Annotated in this window: 16 protein-coding genes; 6 read left to right on the top strand and 10 right to left on the bottom strand. The window is 68.7% G+C overall.

Annotated features, from left to right (window positions below; all coding sequences use genetic code 11):
• Position 1 precedes the first annotated feature (1 nt).
• Together hisC and BOQ54_RS02850 are read left to right on the top strand one after the other, a co-directional pair.
• Positions 2–1114: a histidinol-phosphate transaminase gene (gene hisC, locus BOQ54_RS02855; RefSeq protein WP_071923209.1), complete on the top strand. Its 1113-nt coding sequence runs from the start codon at positions 2–4 to the stop codon at positions 1112–1114.
• Positions 1107–2066, top strand: a complete 960-nt coding sequence (locus BOQ54_RS02850; protein WP_063188281.1) for a prephenate/arogenate dehydrogenase family protein — start codon at positions 1107–1109, stop codon at positions 2064–2066. Before hisC ends, BOQ54_RS02850 begins: the two co-directional genes overlap by 8 nt.
• Before the next feature lie 12 nt (positions 2067–2078).
• Here the strand turns inward: BOQ54_RS02850 and BOQ54_RS02845 are convergent, their stop codons facing one another.
• On the bottom strand, positions 2079–3155 hold the full coding sequence (locus BOQ54_RS02845; RefSeq protein ID WP_055459702.1) for a DUF2125 domain-containing protein: 1077 nt from the start codon (positions 3153–3155) through the stop codon (positions 2079–2081).
• A 135-nt stretch (positions 3156–3290) separates the two neighbouring features.
• Between BOQ54_RS02845 and BOQ54_RS02840 the strand changes: the two genes are divergently transcribed.
• Complete coding sequence (locus tag BOQ54_RS02840; protein ID WP_063188278.1) at positions 3291–3818, top strand: gamma-glutamylcyclotransferase; 528 nt, start codon at positions 3291–3293, stop codon at positions 3816–3818.
• 21 nt (positions 3819–3839) lie between these two features.
• Here BOQ54_RS02840 and BOQ54_RS02835 read toward each other — a convergent pair whose 3' ends face one another.
• The 5 genes from BOQ54_RS02835 to ftsE all read right to left on the bottom strand — a co-directional run bounded on the left by BOQ54_RS02835 (position 3840) and on the right by ftsE (position 7594).
• Positions 3840–4271 (bottom strand): hypothetical protein, encoded by a 432-nt coding sequence (locus BOQ54_RS02835; protein ID WP_145979709.1) that lies wholly within the window; start codon positions 4269–4271, stop codon positions 3840–3842.
• An 81-nt stretch (positions 4272–4352) separates the two neighbouring features.
• Complete coding sequence (locus BOQ54_RS02830; RefSeq protein WP_071924379.1) at positions 4353–5117, bottom strand: lysophospholipid acyltransferase family protein; 765 nt, start codon at positions 5115–5117, stop codon at positions 4353–4355.
• 47 nt (positions 5118–5164) lie between these two features.
• Entirely contained in the window at positions 5165–5917 is a 753-nt protein-coding gene (locus BOQ54_RS02825) for a YdcF family protein (protein WP_083585883.1), read from the bottom strand.
• A gap of 77 nt (positions 5918–5994) precedes the next feature.
• Positions 5995–6966 (bottom strand): cell division protein FtsX, encoded by a 972-nt coding sequence (locus BOQ54_RS02820; RefSeq protein WP_071923208.1) that lies wholly within the window; start codon positions 6964–6966, stop codon positions 5995–5997.
• 4 nt (positions 6967–6970) lie between these two features.
• Complete coding sequence (gene ftsE / locus BOQ54_RS02815; protein WP_245280552.1) at positions 6971–7594, bottom strand: cell division ATP-binding protein FtsE; 624 nt, start codon at positions 7592–7594, stop codon at positions 6971–6973.
• 337 nt (positions 7595–7931) lie between these two features.
• On the opposite strand from ftsE, the gene hpt reads away from it, so the two are divergent.
• The 3 genes from hpt (at position 7932) to BOQ54_RS02800 (ending at position 10130) form a co-directional block, all read left to right on the top strand.
• Complete coding sequence (gene hpt, locus BOQ54_RS02810; RefSeq protein WP_055459708.1) at positions 7932–8486, top strand: hypoxanthine phosphoribosyltransferase; 555 nt, start codon at positions 7932–7934, stop codon at positions 8484–8486.
• Between the two features lie 2 nt (positions 8487–8488).
• The gene (locus BOQ54_RS02805) at positions 8489–8851 is read left to right on the top strand and encodes a response regulator (RefSeq protein WP_055459709.1); all 363 of its coding nucleotides are present in this window, start codon (positions 8489–8491) and stop codon (positions 8849–8851) included.
• Positions 8852–8966: 115 nt separating this feature from the next.
• The gene (locus BOQ54_RS02800; protein ID WP_071923207.1) at positions 8967–10130 is read left to right on the top strand and encodes a trans-sulfuration enzyme family protein; all 1164 of its coding nucleotides are present in this window, start codon (positions 8967–8969) and stop codon (positions 10128–10130) included.
• Between the two features lie 14 nt (positions 10131–10144).
• On the opposite strand, the gene BOQ54_RS02795 is transcribed toward BOQ54_RS02800, so the two are convergent.
• From BOQ54_RS02795 to BOQ54_RS02780, 4 genes are all read right to left on the bottom strand, one after another.
• Complete coding sequence (locus BOQ54_RS02795; protein ID WP_141659684.1) at positions 10145–10708, bottom strand: hypothetical protein; 564 nt, start codon at positions 10706–10708, stop codon at positions 10145–10147.
• Between the two features lie 54 nt (positions 10709–10762).
• Positions 10763–11212: a host attachment protein gene (locus BOQ54_RS02790; RefSeq protein WP_063188357.1), complete on the bottom strand. Its 450-nt coding sequence runs from the start codon at positions 11210–11212 to the stop codon at positions 10763–10765.
• 98 nt (positions 11213–11310) lie between these two features.
• Positions 11311–12990 (bottom strand): acyl-CoA dehydrogenase family protein, encoded by a 1680-nt coding sequence (locus BOQ54_RS02785; protein WP_071924377.1) that lies wholly within the window; start codon positions 12988–12990, stop codon positions 11311–11313.
• 37 nt (positions 12991–13027) lie between these two features.
• Positions 13028–15025, bottom strand: a complete 1998-nt coding sequence (locus BOQ54_RS02780; RefSeq protein ID WP_063188264.1) for a protein meaA — start codon at positions 15023–15025, stop codon at positions 13028–13030.
• Between the last annotated feature and the right edge of the window lie 162 nt (positions 15026–15187).

Below are 15187 nucleotides of genomic sequence, written 5' to 3'. Positions count from 1 at the left end.
AATGGCCATCGTCACGGCCCGTCCCGAGCCTCGTCCCGGCGTGCTCAGCATCGACGCCTATGTCCCCGGCAAGAGCGCCGCGGCCGGCGTCGAGAAGGTCTATAAGCTCTCCTCCAACGAGACGCCGCTCGGCCCAAGCCCGCATGCGATCGCCGCCGTCCGCGCCGCTGCCGATCACATTTCTTATTATCCGGACGGATCGGCGACGCGCCTGCGCCATGCGATCGCCGCCAAATACGGTCTCGACGCCGGCCGCATCGTCTGCGGCGCCGGCTCGGACGAGCTGCTCAACCTCCTGACCCACGCCTATATCGGCCCGGGCGACGAGGGCCTGTTCAGCGAGCACGGCTTCCTCGTCTACCGTATCGCCATCCTGGCGGCCGGCGGCACGCCGGTGGTGGCGCCGGAGAAGAACCTGACGACCGATGTCGATGCCCTGCTCGCGCGGGTCACCGAGCGGACGAAGATCGTCTTCCTCGCCAATCCCAACAACCCGACAGGCACCTACATCCCCTTCGACGAGGTCAAGCGCCTGCACGCCGGCCTGCCGCCGCACGTTCTCCTAGTGCTCGACGCGGCTTACGCCGAATATGTGCGGCGCAACGACTATGCCTCCGGGCTCGAGCTGGTGGCGACGAGCGATAACGTCGTCATGACGCGCACCTTCTCGAAGATCTACGGGCTTGCAGGCCTTCGCCTCGGCTGGGGTTACATGCCGGCGCATGTCGCCGACGCGCTGAACCGCATCCGCGGCCCCTTCAACATCGGCGCCCCGGCGCTGGAGGCCGGCATCGCCGCGCTTGCCGACGACGCGCATATCGCGGCCTCCGTGGCGCACAACGAGGAATGGCTGCCCTGGCTGACGCGGGAGATCGAGAAGCTCGGCCTTTCCGTCACCCCGAGCGTCGGCAACTTCCTGCTCATCCACTTCCCGGACGAGGCGAAGCGCGGCGCCAGGGCGGCAGATGCCTTCCTCTCGGCCCGCGGGCTGATCCTGCGAGGGGTCGGCGCCTATGGCTTGCCGAACGCGCTGCGCCTGACGATCGGCACGGCCGAGGCCAACCGCCTCGTCGTCGCGGCGCTCGCCGATTTCCTGCGAGGGGGCGATGCCTGACCGTCTCGGCCCGCCGCGTGACACGCCGCTCTTCGAGCGGATCACTCTCATCGGCCTCGGCCTCATCGGCTCCTCGATCGCGCGGGCGGCGCGCCACCTGAAGCTCGCCGGCACGCTCGTCGCCGCCGATGCCTCGCCCGAGGTGACGGCGCGTGTGCGCGAGCTTGGCCTCGCCGATATCGCGACCACCGATGCCGCCGCGGCGGTCTCCGGAGCCGATTTGGTCATCCTGTGCGTGCCGGTCGGCGCCTATGGCGCCGTCGCCGAGGCCATCGCGCCGCAGCTCAAGTCCGGTGCCATCGTCTCCGACGTCGGCTCGGTCAAGGGCGCGGCCTTTGCCCAGCTTGCGCCGCACATACCGGCAGGCGTTCATCTCGTTCCCGCCCATCCCGTCGCCGGCACCGAGCATTCCGGCCCCGATGCAGGCTTTGCGACGCTCTTCATCGATCGTTGGTCGATCCTGACCCCGCCGGAGGACGCCGATCCCGCTGCGGTCAACGCCGTGCGCAGCTTCTGGCGCGCGCTCGGCTCAAATGTCGAGGTGATGACGGCGCAGCACCACGACCTGGTGCTCGCCATCACCAGCCATGTGCCGCACCTCATCGCCTACAACATCGTCGGGACGGCGGCGGACCTCGAAGAAGTCACCCAGTCGGAGGTGATCAAATTCTCGGCCGGCGGTTTTCGCGATTTCACGCGCATCGCCGCGTCCGACCCGACCATGTGGCGCGACGTCTTCCTCAACAACAAGGAGGCGGTGCTGGAGATGCTCGGCCGCTTCAACGAGGATCTCGCGGCGCTGCAGAGGGCCATCCGCTGGGGCGACGGGCAGGCGCTGTTCGACCTCTTCACGCGCACGCGCGCCATCCGCCGCAACATCATCGCCGTCGGCCAGGAGACGGCCGAACCGGACTTCGGCCGCCGGCGGGGCGGAGACGGCGACGGGCAGTGACCGGCCCGCCGCTCAGCGCAGCGGCGCGACCGTGCCCACCTGGAAAGGACCGAGGAGGATCCGCCCGTCCGCGAAGCGGATGGGCGGCAGCCTGGTCATCCCCGGCGCACCCGGAGCCTGGGCATCGGCCCTGCCGCCGCCGAGCACGGAGAGACCTCCGGCGATGAGGCCGCCGAGTCCGTTGCCGCCGATGCCGAAGCGCGAGAGCAACCCCTCGAGGCCTGCCACCGACGCATCGATGGTGCCCTCCGGCCGATGCAGCACATCGATCCCGAGCCTTCCGCTTGCCTCCAGCGACTGCGGGCCCTTGACGAGGGCAAGGCGGGTCAGCTCCACCGCCCCATCGCGTTCCCGCCAGGCCTCCAGGCGGGTGGGGGTGGCGCCACGGGCCAATATCTCGGCATCGGTCACCGTTGCGCGCAATGTCATGTCCGCGGCGTCCGAGGTCGCGAGAAGGGCGTCTAGCTCGGGCACACTTGCCTTGCGCAGATCAAGCGCGAGGTCATAGGCACCGGGGCGCTCGGGCGCACGCCGGGCATGGAATTCCATGGCCTCCGCCTGGAAACGGCCCCCGGTCGAATCAGGCGCGCTCACCGTAAGCGTCGGCTCCGCGATGCTCACGGCGATCCGCTCGGGTAGATCGTCGGCGATGACAACGCTCGCATCGAAGCGCCGCCAGTCCAGCGTCAGGCCGGCATCGTTGACCGTGCTGCGCGCCACGAGCGGCCCCTCGACCTCCAGGATAACGTGCTGCGGGCGATAGACCTGCGAGACCGCGAGGAAGCGCTTCAGCTCGCCCGTGGCAGGGCCGATGTTGGTCTCGCCCGTGAAGGTGGCGTTCTCGCAACGCAGCTCGAAGCGGAAGGGAAAGCCTCCGACCGAGCGCTGCGGGCAGGACCAGCGGCGCCCCTCGGCCGCCTCGCGTGCCAGCCACAATTCGACCGTCTCGAGGGCCCGGGCGCGCGCGCTGAACCAGAAGACGGACCAGCCGGCGACGAGCAGCGCCAGCAGCACGACCGGAAGATAGAGCCCCCAGCGGCTGCGGCGCACGCCGGCCAGGCTGCTGTCGACCTGTTCGCTTTGGTTCAACACCCTCTCCCTTGTTGCACCGCCCCTTCCTAGCTGTTACCCGGCTTGCGGCCAAGCGGCGGCGCGGGCAAGCTTTCGGCGTCGGCGGAAACGGCCTGTCATCGACGAGACGGTTCATCGACGAGACGGAAGGGCATGGGCCACGAATCGGGCGATCTGTGGGTCTTCGGCTATGGCTCGCTGATGTGGCGGCCCGGCTTTCCCTTCATCGACCGCTTTCCCGCCCGGCTCGCCGGCTACCGGCGCTCGCTGTGCATCTATTCGCACGTCCATCGCGGCACCCCGGAGCGGCCGGGCCTCGTCCTCGGACTCGATCGCGGCGGCGCCTGCAAGGGGGTAGCCTTCCGCGTGCCGCGGCCGGAGGTCGCCGAAACGATCGCCTATCTGAGGGCACGGGAACAGGCGACGGCCGTCTATCTGGAGCGCTACCTGCCGGTGCGCCTCGACGACGGCAGGCACGTGACCGCCCTCACCTATGTGGCGGACCGCCGGCACCGCCAATATGCCGGGGAGCTGCCGCGCGAGGCGCTGCTCGCCATCGTGCGACAGGGCGTGGGCCAGTCTGGCCCCAATCCCGAATATGTGCTGAACACTTACGAGCACCTCATGGCGCTCGACGTGCATGACGCAACGCTCGCCTGGCTGGCCGCGCAGCTGCGCTGACGCCAGCCCCGCAACGCCGGATCACTGGAAGGGGCGCAGGTCCCGCGCGACGGCCGCGCGTTCCCCGGCGCTGGTGGCGAGGAGGTGGACGTGGAGCTCCACCGCGCCGCAGGCGCGCATCTGCCCGAACCAGGCGCCGTCGAAGCCCTCGGGCGAGAGCGGGGAGGAATCGCGCACCCCGACGATGCGGCGCGCCTCACCGTCACGGGCGACGGCGATGAGCACGGCGTCGAGATGCGCCTCCTGCCACATGGCCGTCATCGGATAAACCGACACGACATAGCGGCGCCCCGAGCGCCCGCGCCAGGCACGCAGCGGCAGGAGATCGCCGCCCGAGGCGACGTGGAGGGCCTCGTCCTGCACGGCCCGGCGCCCCGCAACGAGCGGGCGGACCAACGGGCGCGCGACGGGACGGCGCGCCATGTGCATGGGAAATTGGACGACTGCGCTCATATCCGGCTCCATGTTCCCTATTTGTTCCGGACAAAGAGAGAACAAATTAACCATGTTGTCAAGCGCCGAGGCTTCAGCTGATCACGGGGCCTCCGCCCGCTCCGGTGCCGGCTGGATGGTCCCGCCGATCTCCGCAAGGCCTTCGGCATGGAGGCGGCGGGCGACGGGCTCGATCGCTTCGATCAGCGCCGGCACAAGGCTGTCGCGCGGCAGGCCGGCCGGGATCGGCGGCAGGAACTCGACCACGATGGTGCCGGGCCGGCGGATGAAGCGCCGGCGCGGCCAGTAGAGGCCGGAGTTGAGGGCGACCGGCAGGCACGGCACGCCGAGCCGGCCGTAGAGATGGGCGATGCCGTATTTGTAGGCGGGCTCGGCGCCCGGCGGCCGGCGCGTGCCCTCGGGGAAGATGATGATCTGGCGGCCGTCGCGCGCCTCCTCGGCCGCCTTCTCGGTCATGCGCACCATCGCCCGCGCGCCGCCGCGCCGGTTCACGGGCACCATGTCGGCCTTCCACAGGTACCAGCCGAAGAAGGGGATGAACATGAGCTCCCGCTTCAGGATAAAGGTGGGATCCGAGAAGAAGGGAACGAGCGCGAAGGTCTCCCACATCGACTGGTGCTTGCAGGCGACGAGGCAGCCCCCCTGCGGGATGTTGGCGAGGCCGCGCACCTCGAGACGCGTGCCGGCAATGACGCGCAGGAGCCACAGGGAGCTCCGGGCCCAGCCGCGCGCCACCGCCATCAGGGCGCGCCGCGGCAGGAGCATCGTCGGCAGGCAGATGACGAGCCACACGGCGAGGTTGGCGTAGAAGGCGATGTTGAAGGCGAGGGAACGGAGAGCGAGCATGGCATCCGGCGGCATCTGCGCGCGCGGGCCGGCGCGCCGCTGACCGCCTAGCGCAGCACGGGAACGGTCGCAACCGGTTTGCGGCCGCCGACGAAGACCGCGACGCGCGAATCTTCCGGATCGCGCTCCACATAGGTGCGCGCCACCGCGACGAGATACTTCAGATATTCCATGAAGAGCAGCTTCGCGGCCACGGGGTCGCGCCACCACCGCTCTGTGTCGATGCGGTCGGCCGAGACGGCATGCGGCACGAGTTCGGTCTCGGGCAGGACATTGCCGAGCTCCACCAGCGAGCGCGGCATGTGGTAGTTCGACGTCACCACGATCAGCGAGCGGAAGGCGTGCTGTTGCACCCAGCGCCGCGTCTCGATGGCGTTGCCGATCGTATTGCGCGCCCGGTAGTCGAGATCGACGCAGCAGTCGACGAGATCGCCGAGTTCCGGGTTGAGATCGGCGAGTTGGGCCGGCGTCGTGTGCTTGTTGACGCCGCTGATCAGGAGACGGCGAGCATAGCCCTGCTTCAGCAGGTCGGCAGCATCGGCGATGCGCTGGGCGCCGCCGGTCAGGGCCACCACGGCATCGGCGCTCGCGTTCACCCGCCGCTCCGCGCGCCCGACCATGTCGGTGAACACGAAGAAGCCGACGGCGAAGGCAAGGCAGGCGAGAAGGCCGGTCGCAGCCACGCCACGGCGCAGCACCAGCCATCCCCTGCCGCGCCGCGGGGGCACTGCCGTCGCCACGGCGGACGGCTCGCCTTCGGCAGGATCGACCGCGACCGGCTCGTTGCCCACGACGCTCATGCTTTCAACCTTTCGCCGCGCAGCATAACGACGAATGCGGCGGGCACTAGGCAGAAAGCGCGCACAGCCACGCGTTGTCAGCCCAGCCCACTCAGGTGACGGCGCACCGTGACGCGCGAGACGAGCGCCGTCACGGCGGCGACGATCGCCGCCACCACGACGACGGCGCCATAGCCGCGCCAGCCGATGTCGAAAGCCCCGAACAGCGCCTCGATCTGATCGCCGCCCGGACTCGCGCGCCAGTAGCCGGCGAGGAAGCCGAGCGCCGCGATGAGCAGGATGGCCGCCAGGCAGCCGATGGCCCCGCCCTTGAGGCCGAGGCCGAGGAACCTCAGCTGGAACTCGCGGGCGATGAAGCGGTCATCCGCGCCCACGAAATGCAGCACCTCCAGGATCTCGCGGCTGCTCGCCACGGCCCCGCGCGTCGCGAAGGCGATGGCCAGCGCCGCCGCCGTGAGCACCAGGCCGACGATGGCGAGCGCGATGACGACGAGGGTGCCCGCCATGGTCGACAGGCGCGCGATCCACATGCGGTGATCGTCGAGGCTCGCGGTCGGCACCTGCTCGGCCAGTTGCTGCTTCATGCCGGCAAGGTCCGGCGTGATGCCGCCCTTGAGGCGGACGACGACAAGCCGCGGCACCGGCAGTTCGACGAGGTCGAGCCCCGTGCCGAGCCAGGGCGCCAGCAGCCGCTCCGCCTCCTCCTTCGAATAGACGGAGACGGAATCGACCTGCGGGTCGGCACCCGCCACCGCGGTGGCAGTGGCGACATCGGCCTCGATGTCACGCTGGGTGTTGGGCTTCACCTGGATGGTGACCTCGCGCGAGATCGAGGAGCGCCATTCGGCCGAGGCGCCGGCGACGAGCTCGGCGGCACCGGCCGCGAGCGCGGCGAGGAAGGTCAGGATGGCGATGACGGTGACGAGCGCCCGGCCGGCGACCGAATCGGCCGGGACGAGCGGCTGGTTGCGCCGCAGCGTCTCTGGCAGCGGCCCGAGGTCGGGCTCTGCGACCGGTTGGACGGTGGTCTGTTCGGCGCGGCGCATCATGCGATCACTCGTAGATATGCAGGCGGCCTTCGCCAAGCACCAGGCGCCGAGCGTCCACCTGATCCATGAGCGCAAGATCGTGCGTGGCGATGATCACCGACGTGCCGAGCCGGTTGAGCTCCACGAAGAGGCGCAGCAGGCGTCTGGCGAGGCTGGGGTCAACATTGCCGGTCGGCTCGTCGGCAAGGAGTAGCTCCGGCCGGGCGATGAGGGCGCGGGCAATGGCCGCGCGCTGCTTTTCGCCGCCCGAGAGCACAGGCGGCAGCACGTGCATGCGTTCGCCGAGGCCAACCCAGCGCAGCAGTTCCACCACCTCGGCACGGTAGCCCGCTTCCTCCCGCCCCTGCACGCGCAGCGGCAGAGCGACGTTCTCGTATGTGGTGAGATGGTCGAGCAGCCGGAAGTCCTGGAAGACGACGCCCATGCGCCGGCGCAGGGCTGTCAACGCGTCCCCGCCGATCTGGGATACATCCTCGCCGAACAGCGTGATGAGGCCCCGCGTGGGCTTGAGCGCGAGAAGAATGAGGCGCAGCAGCGTCGTCTTGCCCGCGCCCGACGGGCCGGTCAGGAACTGGAACGAGCGCGGCTCGATCGAGAACGTCAGGTCTCTCAGCACCTCCGGCCCCATGCCGTAGCGCAGTCCGACATTGTCGAAACGAACCACCAGTCACCTCCTCGCGGCCGCGGCGCGTTCACGGTTCGTTAACCATGAGGGCCGACCAATTGGTGTTACGCGGATGCCTGTCCTACCCGGGGCAGGCCGCGCAAGCCAGCCTGATTCGCCATGCCCATTGTCTGTCCTTCCCGCGCCAACGCCTATAGGGTCATACGCGCGGAGGCGCGGGCGCCCCGGCAGCGGATGGATCCGCGCCCGGACCCTGCCCGCCCGTCCTACTTGCACCCATCGCCGGTGGCGGCTAAGCGGCAGCGTGCGCTTCGCCGTGGGCAACGATAAAGGCCAGACCATGCAGACCAAGAGCATCCGGGTTCTGTTCGACGAGAGCAAGATCGCCGCCCGCAACGAGGACATCGCCAGGGCCGTAGCGGCCTCCAAGCCGCACGACCTGCTCGTCGTCGCCGTGCTCAAGGGCAGTTTCATGTTCGCGGCCGATCTCATTCGCGCGCTGCACAGGGCCGGGCTCGAGCCGCAGGTCGAGTTCGTGCACATGTCGAGCTATCGCGAGGCAACCGTTTCCTCCGGGCAGGTCGAAATCCTGAAGGATGTCGAGAGCGACGTACGCGACCGCGACGTGCTGCTCGTCGACGACATCCTCGAATCGGGCCGCACCCTCGCCTTCGCAAAAGACCTTCTGATGGCGCGCGGCGCGCGCACCGTGAAATCCGCCGTCCTGCTCGAGAAGCCGGGCAAGCGCGCGGTGCAGATCGATGCCGACTACATCGGCTTCGAATGCCCGGACCTGTTCGTGGTCGGTTACGGCATGGACGTCGCCCACCGCTACCGGCAACTGCCGTTCGTCGGCGTCGTGGAGACAGAAGACAAGGACCGCAAGGAGCAGTGACGATGGCGCATATTCTGCTCGTCGACGATGAGGAAGGCGTCCGCGGCTTCCTGAAGCGCGGGCTGGAGATCGACGGCCATGCGGTCGTCACGGCCATCGACGGCGAGGACGGCCTTGCCCGTCTCGACCAGCACGAGGGCCGTTTCGACCTCCTGCTCACCGATATCCGCATGCCCATCATGGACGGGATCGCCCTCGCGCATGCGGCCAAGCGCTCCTACCCCGAGCTTCCGGTCATGTTGATGACCGGCTTCGCCGACCAGCGCGAGCGGGCAGGTTCCCTCGACGGCATCGTCATCGACGTCCTGACAAAACCCTTCTCACTGGCGGACCTGCGCACGAGCGTGCGGGACGCGTTGAGCTGAAGGCGGCCACCGCCATGCGCCCGGCGCAGTCGGACGCTTCGTCGCGCCGCTTGCGTCGCCTGCCGGCTGGCGTCATATGCACGCATCCCGGTTCGCGCGCCGCAAGGAGCTTCCCATGACCGCGCCCCAGAAGCCCTGGTCCGCCCGCACCCTCGCCGCGCAGGCCATGGGTGTCACCGATCCGGTGACCAAGGCCGTGGTGCCGCCCATCCATGTCGCGACGACCTATATCCGGGACGAGGACAACGCCTATTCGTCGGGCTACGTCTACGGCCGGCCCGACAACGCCACGACGCGCGAGGCCGAGGCCGTCCTCGCCATGCTGGAGGGGGGCAAGGAGGCGCTGCTCTTCGGCTCAGGCATGGCCGCAGCCACTGCCCTTTTCCAGGCGCTCGACCCCGGCGACCACATTGTCGCGCCGACCGTGATGTACTGGGCGCTGCGCCACTGGCTGGCGAACGAGGCCAGGCGCTGGGGCCTCCTCGTCGATTTCGTCGATACCGCCGATCTTGACGCACTGCGCGCCGCCGTCACGCCCGGCCGCACCAGACTCGTCTGGATTGAGACCCCGTCTAACCCGCTGTGGACGATCACCGACATTGCCGCCGCCGCCGAGATCGCCCATGCAGCCGGCGCGCGCCTTGCGGTCGATTCCACCACCGCCTCGCCCTTCCACAGCCAGCCGCTGGCGCTCGGCGCCGATATCGTGATGCATGCGGCGACAAAGATCCTCAACGGCCATTCGGATGTCGTCGCCGGTGCCCTCGTCACCGCTGCAGAGGACGACTTCTGGGCGCGCATCACGACGATCCGCCGGGGCCAGGGCGGCATCCTCGGCCCCTTCGAGGCCTATCTCCTGATGCGCGGTATGCGCACCTTCCACTTGCGCGCCGCGGCCCAGAGCGCCTCGGCTGCAACGCTCGCCGAACGGCTCGCCGCTCATCCCGCGGTGGCGAAGGTGCTCTATCCGGGCCTGCCGGGCCACCCTGGCCATGCCGTCGCGGCCCGGCAGATGGCGAACGGCTTCGGCTACATGCTGTCGATCCGGCTCGCAGCCGGCCCACAGGCGGCCATCGCGACGGCCGCGAAGGTCCAGTTGTGGAAACGGGCGACTTCCCTCGGCGGCGTCGAGAGCCTGATCGAGCATCGCGCCTCCATCGAGGGGGCGGGATCGCCCTGCCCGCCCGATCTCCTGCGCCTGTCGGTCGGCATCGAGGATCCGCAGGATCTCTACGATGACCTGTCCTCCGCGCTCGAGCGGGCGACCCGGCACGGCTGAGACCGCATCCGACGTCAGCCCCCGACCGCGGGGCGCGGTGCCGCCTTCCGGCACGCTTCGCCGCTTCCGTGCGACGCCGAGTCCGTCCGGCCGCCGAGGGCCACGACGAGATTGCGCGCGGCAGAGCGTACAAGCCGGGCGACAGCCGGCAGATCGACGGCATCGACGGCCGGCGCGCGGCGGGCGAGCCCTTCGGCCACAAGCGCTTCAAGGCCCGCTTCCGACACCAGCATGTAGCGCGTGAATGGCCGAAATGTGCCCGGGCTCGTCTCCAGCCGCACCAGCATCTTGTCATCGGGACCGACACAGGCGAGCGCTTGGGTGACGTTGATGGCGCCGGCCCGGTTCAAGGTGAAGCGCAGGGACCGGCAAACGTCGGCCGCGACGAACCACAACCCGCCAGCGCGTTCCACGAACCGCACCTCGTCGCCGGTCTCCGGCCAAGGCAGGCGAAAAACGGTATCGGCTTCGAAACTCTCCAGGGCCCACCCCATCGCCGGTACGCTCCCCTCGCTCGTTGCGCCATTCCGATAGCTGACAACGCAACGCGCGGCGTGGCAACACCCGCCGGCAGCCATGGGGCTTTTGCAGGAGCGCCCGCGCGGCACCGCCTGGCGGCTGGCGCAGGCACTTCAGGCCGTCAGGACCTTCTCGATATCGTAGACCGGGTGGGAGGTGAGCGTCTTGTCCACCTCGGCGACGATGCGCTCGCTGACCTCCTTGTGGAAGGCCTTGCGCAATTCGCCGAGCGTCTGCGGCGGAGCGACGACGACAAGCCGCTCGAATCGCTTTTCGTGAGCCGCCCGGTAGAGTGTTTCTGCCACCTCGCTCGCGAATCGATCCTTGGCGAGACGGTGCCAGTCCGTCGGCTCGATGGCACTCTTGTTGTTGCTGGGCCGGCCACGGTTCATGCGGCCCGGCACGTCCGTAGCCTGCTCGCGATTGGGCGGATTGTCCTGCGCGAAGACATTCTCGACGACAAGGTTCGGATAGGCGGCGTCCCCCTCGTTGCGGAAGAAGAGCGCCTTCTCTCCGTCGCCGACGAGAACCCAGGTGTCGTGGGCAAGGCGTAGTCCGCTCATCATGGTCCTCCTTGGCTGCATTGACTTATGTGGGAAGCGGGCACGCGCGATGCCAGACACGCGCGTGAAAGCCCTTCAGGAAGCGAACACGGCAAAGGTCAGGACAGTTCCTCGATCAGGCGGCGGGCGATGACCTGGGCCTGGATCTCGGCAGCGCCTTCAAAGATCGACAGGATGCGCGCATCGCACAGCACGCGCGACACCGGATATTCGAGCGCAAAGCCGTTGCCGCCGTGGATCTGCACAGCATTGTCTGCCGCCGCCCAGGCGACGCGGGCTGCCAGAAGCTTCGCCATGCCAGCCTCGAGATCGCAACGCCGGCCCTCGTCCTTGGCGCGGGCGGCGAAATAGGTGAGCTGACGGGCAAGCATGATCTCGACCGCCATCATGACGAGCTTGTCGGCAACCCGCGGGAAGTGGATGAGGCTCTTGCCGAACTGCATCCGCTCCTCGCCATAGCGCAGGCCGAGCTCGAAGGCCGATTGCGCGACGCCAATGGCGCGCGCCGCCGTCTGGATGCGGGCCGCCTCGAAGGTCTGCATCAGTTGCTTGAAACCCTGCCCCTCGTGCCCGCCGAGAAGATTGGCCGCCGGCACCTCGAAGCCATCGAAGGCGAGTTCGTACTCCTTCATGCCGCGATAGCCGAGCACCTCGATCTCGCCACCCGTCAACCCCGCCACCGGGAAGGGGTCTTCATCCGTGCCGCGCGGTTTCTCGGCCAGCAGGATGGAAAGGCCGCGGTGGCCGGGCTCGGCCGGGTCGGTGCGCACGAGCAGGGTCATGAGGTCGGCACGCACGGGATGCGTGATCCAGGTCTTGTTGCCGTGGACCTTGTAGACTTCGCCCTCGCGCAGGGCGCGCGCCTTCAGGGACGCGAGGTCCGAACCGGTGTTCGGCTCCGTGAAGACCGCCGTCGGCAGGATCTCTCCGCTCGCGATCTTCGGCAGGAAACGTGCTTTCTGCTCCTCCGTGCCGCCGCCGAGGATCAGTTCGGCCGCGATCTCGGAGCGCGTGCCGAGGGAGCCGACGCCGATATAGCCGCGCGACAGCTCCTCCGAGACGACGCACATGGACACCTTGGACAGTCCCATGCCGCCGTATTGCTCGGGGATGGTGAGGCCGAAGACACCGAGCGCGGCCATGTCGGCGATGATCTCGAGCGGAATGTAGCTGTTGCTGCGATGCCAGTCCTGCGCGTGCGGCATGACCTCCGCATCGGCGAACCGGCGCATCTCGGCGCGGATGGCCTCGAGCGTCTCGTCGAGACCGGTGTCGCCGATGCTCGAGGCGCCATCGCGCTGGCGGATGAGCATCGCCAGCCGGGCACGGTTTTCAGCCGTATTGCCTTGAGCTATGAGCGTCCGCAGCGCCGGTGTACGCAAGGTGGCAAGCGCCGCTTCGTCGAAACTGAAGACATCAGGCCGCACGATCTCGCCCTGGCTCATGGGGATGCCGCCGAAGACCTGCGCGCAATATTCGCCCGCGCCTATGGCGAGGATGAGTTCCTCCACCTCGCCGAAGCGGCCTTCCCCGGCGAGCCGATCGGCCCAGGCGGCGAGCTCGCGCACGGCCGTGGCATAGGTCGCGATCCAGGCGAGACCATGGGCCATGTGCTGGGCGCGGTCGAGCCTGTCCGGCGCGATACGCCCCTCCATCATGACGGTGATCCGTGTCGCCTCTGTCGCGGTCCCTGTCAGTGCGCCGAGTGCCTTGGCCGCCTCGCGGGCGAGGGTGCGCAGATCGGTCGGTATCGTGCTCGCGGCAGCGGCAGGGCTCATCATGTCTCCCTTTCGTTATCGTTTCTTAATGGAGCGCTCAGGCATCGAGCCGGGCGCGGGCGCGCTCGACGACCCGGACGATGCCGGCCATCACCTCGTCGAGCGCATAGTCCTTCGGCGTGTAGACGGCGGAGACGCCGATGTTCTGCAGCACCAGTTCGTCCTCCGGCGGGATGATGCCGCCGACGACGACCGGAATGTGGTCCAGTCCCTCGGAGCGCAGCCGCGCCATGACGTCGCGGACGAGCGGCACGTGGGAGCCAGAGAGGATGGAGAGGCCGATGACATGGGCATCAACCGCGCGGGCCCGGGCCACGATGTCCGCCGGGGTCTGGCGGATGCCGTCGTAGGTCACGTCCATGCCGACATCGCGGGCGCGCAGGGCCACCTGCTCGGCACCGTTGGAATGGCCGTCGAGCCCCGGCTTGCCGACGACGAGGCGCGGCGGACCGCCGAGCTTTTCCGCAAGATCAGCCACCAGCAGGCGCACATCGCGGTCGACCTCGGGCGAGCGCGTCTCAATGGAGACGCCGGTCGGCGCACGGTATTCGCCGAAGACGCGGCGCAGGGTCTCGCCCCATTCGCCGGTGGTGACGCCGGCACGGGCGCAGCGGATCGATGGCTCCATGATGTTGCGCGCCTCGCGCGCCGCGGTCTCGAGATCGGAAAGCGCCGCCGCAACCTCGCTGCCGTTGCGCCGGGCCCGCCACTCCCTGAGCCGGGCCACGGCCTCCATCTCGACCGTCTCCGGCACGGTGAGAATGGCCCCCTCCCCAGCCAGGAGCGGGGAAGGCTCGCTCTCCGTCCAGCGGTTGACACCGACGACGACCTGCTCGCCCGCCTCGATGGCAGCGAGCCGGGCCGCATTCGATTCGACGAGCGCCCGCTTGAGATAGCCGGTCTCGACCGCGGCGACGGCCCCGCCGAGCGACTCGATGCGGGCGAGTTCCGCCCGCGCCGCATCCTTCAACGCCTCTACCTTCTCCTCGATCACGCGGGAACCGTCGAAGATGTCGTCATATTCGAGCAGGTCCGTCTCGTAGGCCATGATCTGCTGCATGCGCAGCGACCATTGCTGGTCGAAGGTACGCGGCAGGCCGAGCGCCTCGTTCCACGCGGGCAACTGCACGGCGCGCGCGCGCGCCTTCTTGGAGAGCACGACGGCGAGCATCTCGATGAGGATGCGGTAGACGTTGTTCTCGGGCTGCTGCTCGGTGAGGCCGAGGGAATTGACCTGAACGCCGTAGCGGAAGAGGCGCTTTTTCGCATCCGTGATGCCGTAACGATCGACGCAGATCTCATCCCACAGTTCCGCGAAGGCGCGCATCTTGCAGAGCTCGGTGATGAAGCGCATGCCCGCGTTGACGAAGAAGGAAATGCGCCCGACGACCTCGGCGAAGGTCTCCTCATCCACCTCGCCGCTACCCCGCACGGTGTCGAGGACGGCAATGGCCGTGGCGAGCGCGAACGACAACTCCTGCACGGGTGTCGCGCCCGCCTCCTGCAGGTGGTAGGAGCAGACGTTCATCGGATTCCACTTCGGCACCTCACGCGTCGTGAACAACACGATGTCCTTGGTGAGGCGCATCGACGGCACCGGCGGGAAGACATAGGTGCCGCGCGAGAGATATTCCTTGACGATGTCGTTCTGCGTCGTGCCCGCGAGGCGCCCTCGCGCGGCACCCTGCCCGTCAGCAACAGCGATGTAGAGCGACAGCAGCCACGCCGCCGTCGCATTGATCGTCATGGAGGTGTTCATCTCCGCGAGCGGGATGCCCTCGAAGAGGGTGCGCATGTCGCCGATATGGGCGATGGAGACACCGACCTTGCCGACCTCCCCGCGAGCGAGCGCATGGTCCGGGTCGTAACCGGTCTGCGTCGGCAGGTCGAAGGCGACCGACAGACCGGTCTGGCCGCGCGCGAGATTGGTGCGGTAGAGCCGGTTTGATTCCGCCGCCGTCGAATGGCCCGCGTAGGTGCGGAAGATCCAGGGCCTGTCCCGGTGCGGGCGCGCGCCGCCGTCTCGCTCGCTCATGCCGTCTCCCCATCATGCGCTCGCGGGTTCGTTTTTCCCGCGCTGCTGTTCTGACGTCATGGTGCGGCGCAGCAACCCGCGCTGCAAGCGCAAAATGCCGGATTGGCCGAAGGTCGAATGCAACCGGCGCCCGCCAACGGGCGTTTTCGCTTTCGCTGCATC

This window comes from Chelatococcus daeguensis, assembly GCF_001887265.1.
Lineage (GTDB): Bacteria > Pseudomonadota > Alphaproteobacteria > Rhizobiales > Beijerinckiaceae > Chelatococcus_A > Chelatococcus_A sambhunathii.
Note: the sequence above shows the minus strand (reverse complement) of the source record. Positions and strands in the feature narration are given on the sequence as shown.

What these genes read in the sequence shown, in the direction of transcription:
- hisC (WP_071923209.1), top strand. Translation starts at nt 2, where the DNA reads ATGGCCATCGTCACGGCCCGTCCCGAGCCTCGTCCCGGCGTGCTCAGC.
- BOQ54_RS02850 (WP_063188281.1), top strand. Translation starts at nt 1,107, where the DNA reads ATGCCTGACCGTCTCGGCCCGCCGCGTGACACGCCGCTCTTCGAGCGG.
- BOQ54_RS02840 (WP_063188278.1), top strand. Translation starts at nt 3,291, where the DNA reads ATGGGCCACGAATCGGGCGATCTGTGGGTCTTCGGCTATGGCTCGCTG.
- BOQ54_RS02835 (WP_145979709.1), bottom strand. Translation starts at nt 4,271, where the DNA reads ATGAGCGCAGTCGTCCAATTTCCCATGCACATGGCGCGCCGTCCCGTC.
- BOQ54_RS02830 (WP_071924379.1), bottom strand. Translation starts at nt 5,117, where the DNA reads ATGCTCGCTCTCCGTTCCCTCGCCTTCAACATCGCCTTCTACGCCAAC.
- BOQ54_RS02825 (WP_083585883.1), bottom strand. Translation starts at nt 5,917, where the DNA reads ATGAGCGTCGTGGGCAACGAGCCGGTCGCGGTCGATCCTGCCGAAGGC.
- BOQ54_RS02820 (WP_071923208.1), bottom strand. Translation starts at nt 6,966, where the DNA reads ATGATGCGCCGCGCCGAACAGACCACCGTCCAACCGGTCGCAGAGCCC.
- ftsE (WP_245280552.1), bottom strand. Translation starts at nt 7,594, where the DNA reads ATGGGGCCGGAGGTGCTGAGAGACCTGACGTTCTCGATCGAGCCGCGC.
- hpt (WP_055459708.1), top strand. Translation starts at nt 7,932, where the DNA reads ATGCAGACCAAGAGCATCCGGGTTCTGTTCGACGAGAGCAAGATCGCC.
- BOQ54_RS02805 (WP_055459709.1), top strand. Translation starts at nt 8,489, where the DNA reads ATGGCGCATATTCTGCTCGTCGACGATGAGGAAGGCGTCCGCGGCTTC.
- BOQ54_RS02800 (WP_071923207.1), top strand. Translation starts at nt 8,967, where the DNA reads ATGACCGCGCCCCAGAAGCCCTGGTCCGCCCGCACCCTCGCCGCGCAG.
- BOQ54_RS02795 (WP_141659684.1), bottom strand. Translation starts at nt 10,708, where the DNA reads ATGGCTGCCGGCGGGTGTTGCCACGCCGCGCGTTGCGTTGTCAGCTAT.
- BOQ54_RS02790 (WP_063188357.1), bottom strand. Translation starts at nt 11,212, where the DNA reads ATGAGCGGACTACGCCTTGCCCACGACACCTGGGTTCTCGTCGGCGAC.
- BOQ54_RS02785 (WP_071924377.1), bottom strand. Translation starts at nt 12,990, where the DNA reads ATGAGCCCTGCCGCTGCCGCGAGCACGATACCGACCGATCTGCGCACC.
- BOQ54_RS02780 (WP_063188264.1), bottom strand. Translation starts at nt 15,025, where the DNA reads ATGAGCGAGCGAGACGGCGGCGCGCGCCCGCACCGGGACAGGCCCTGG.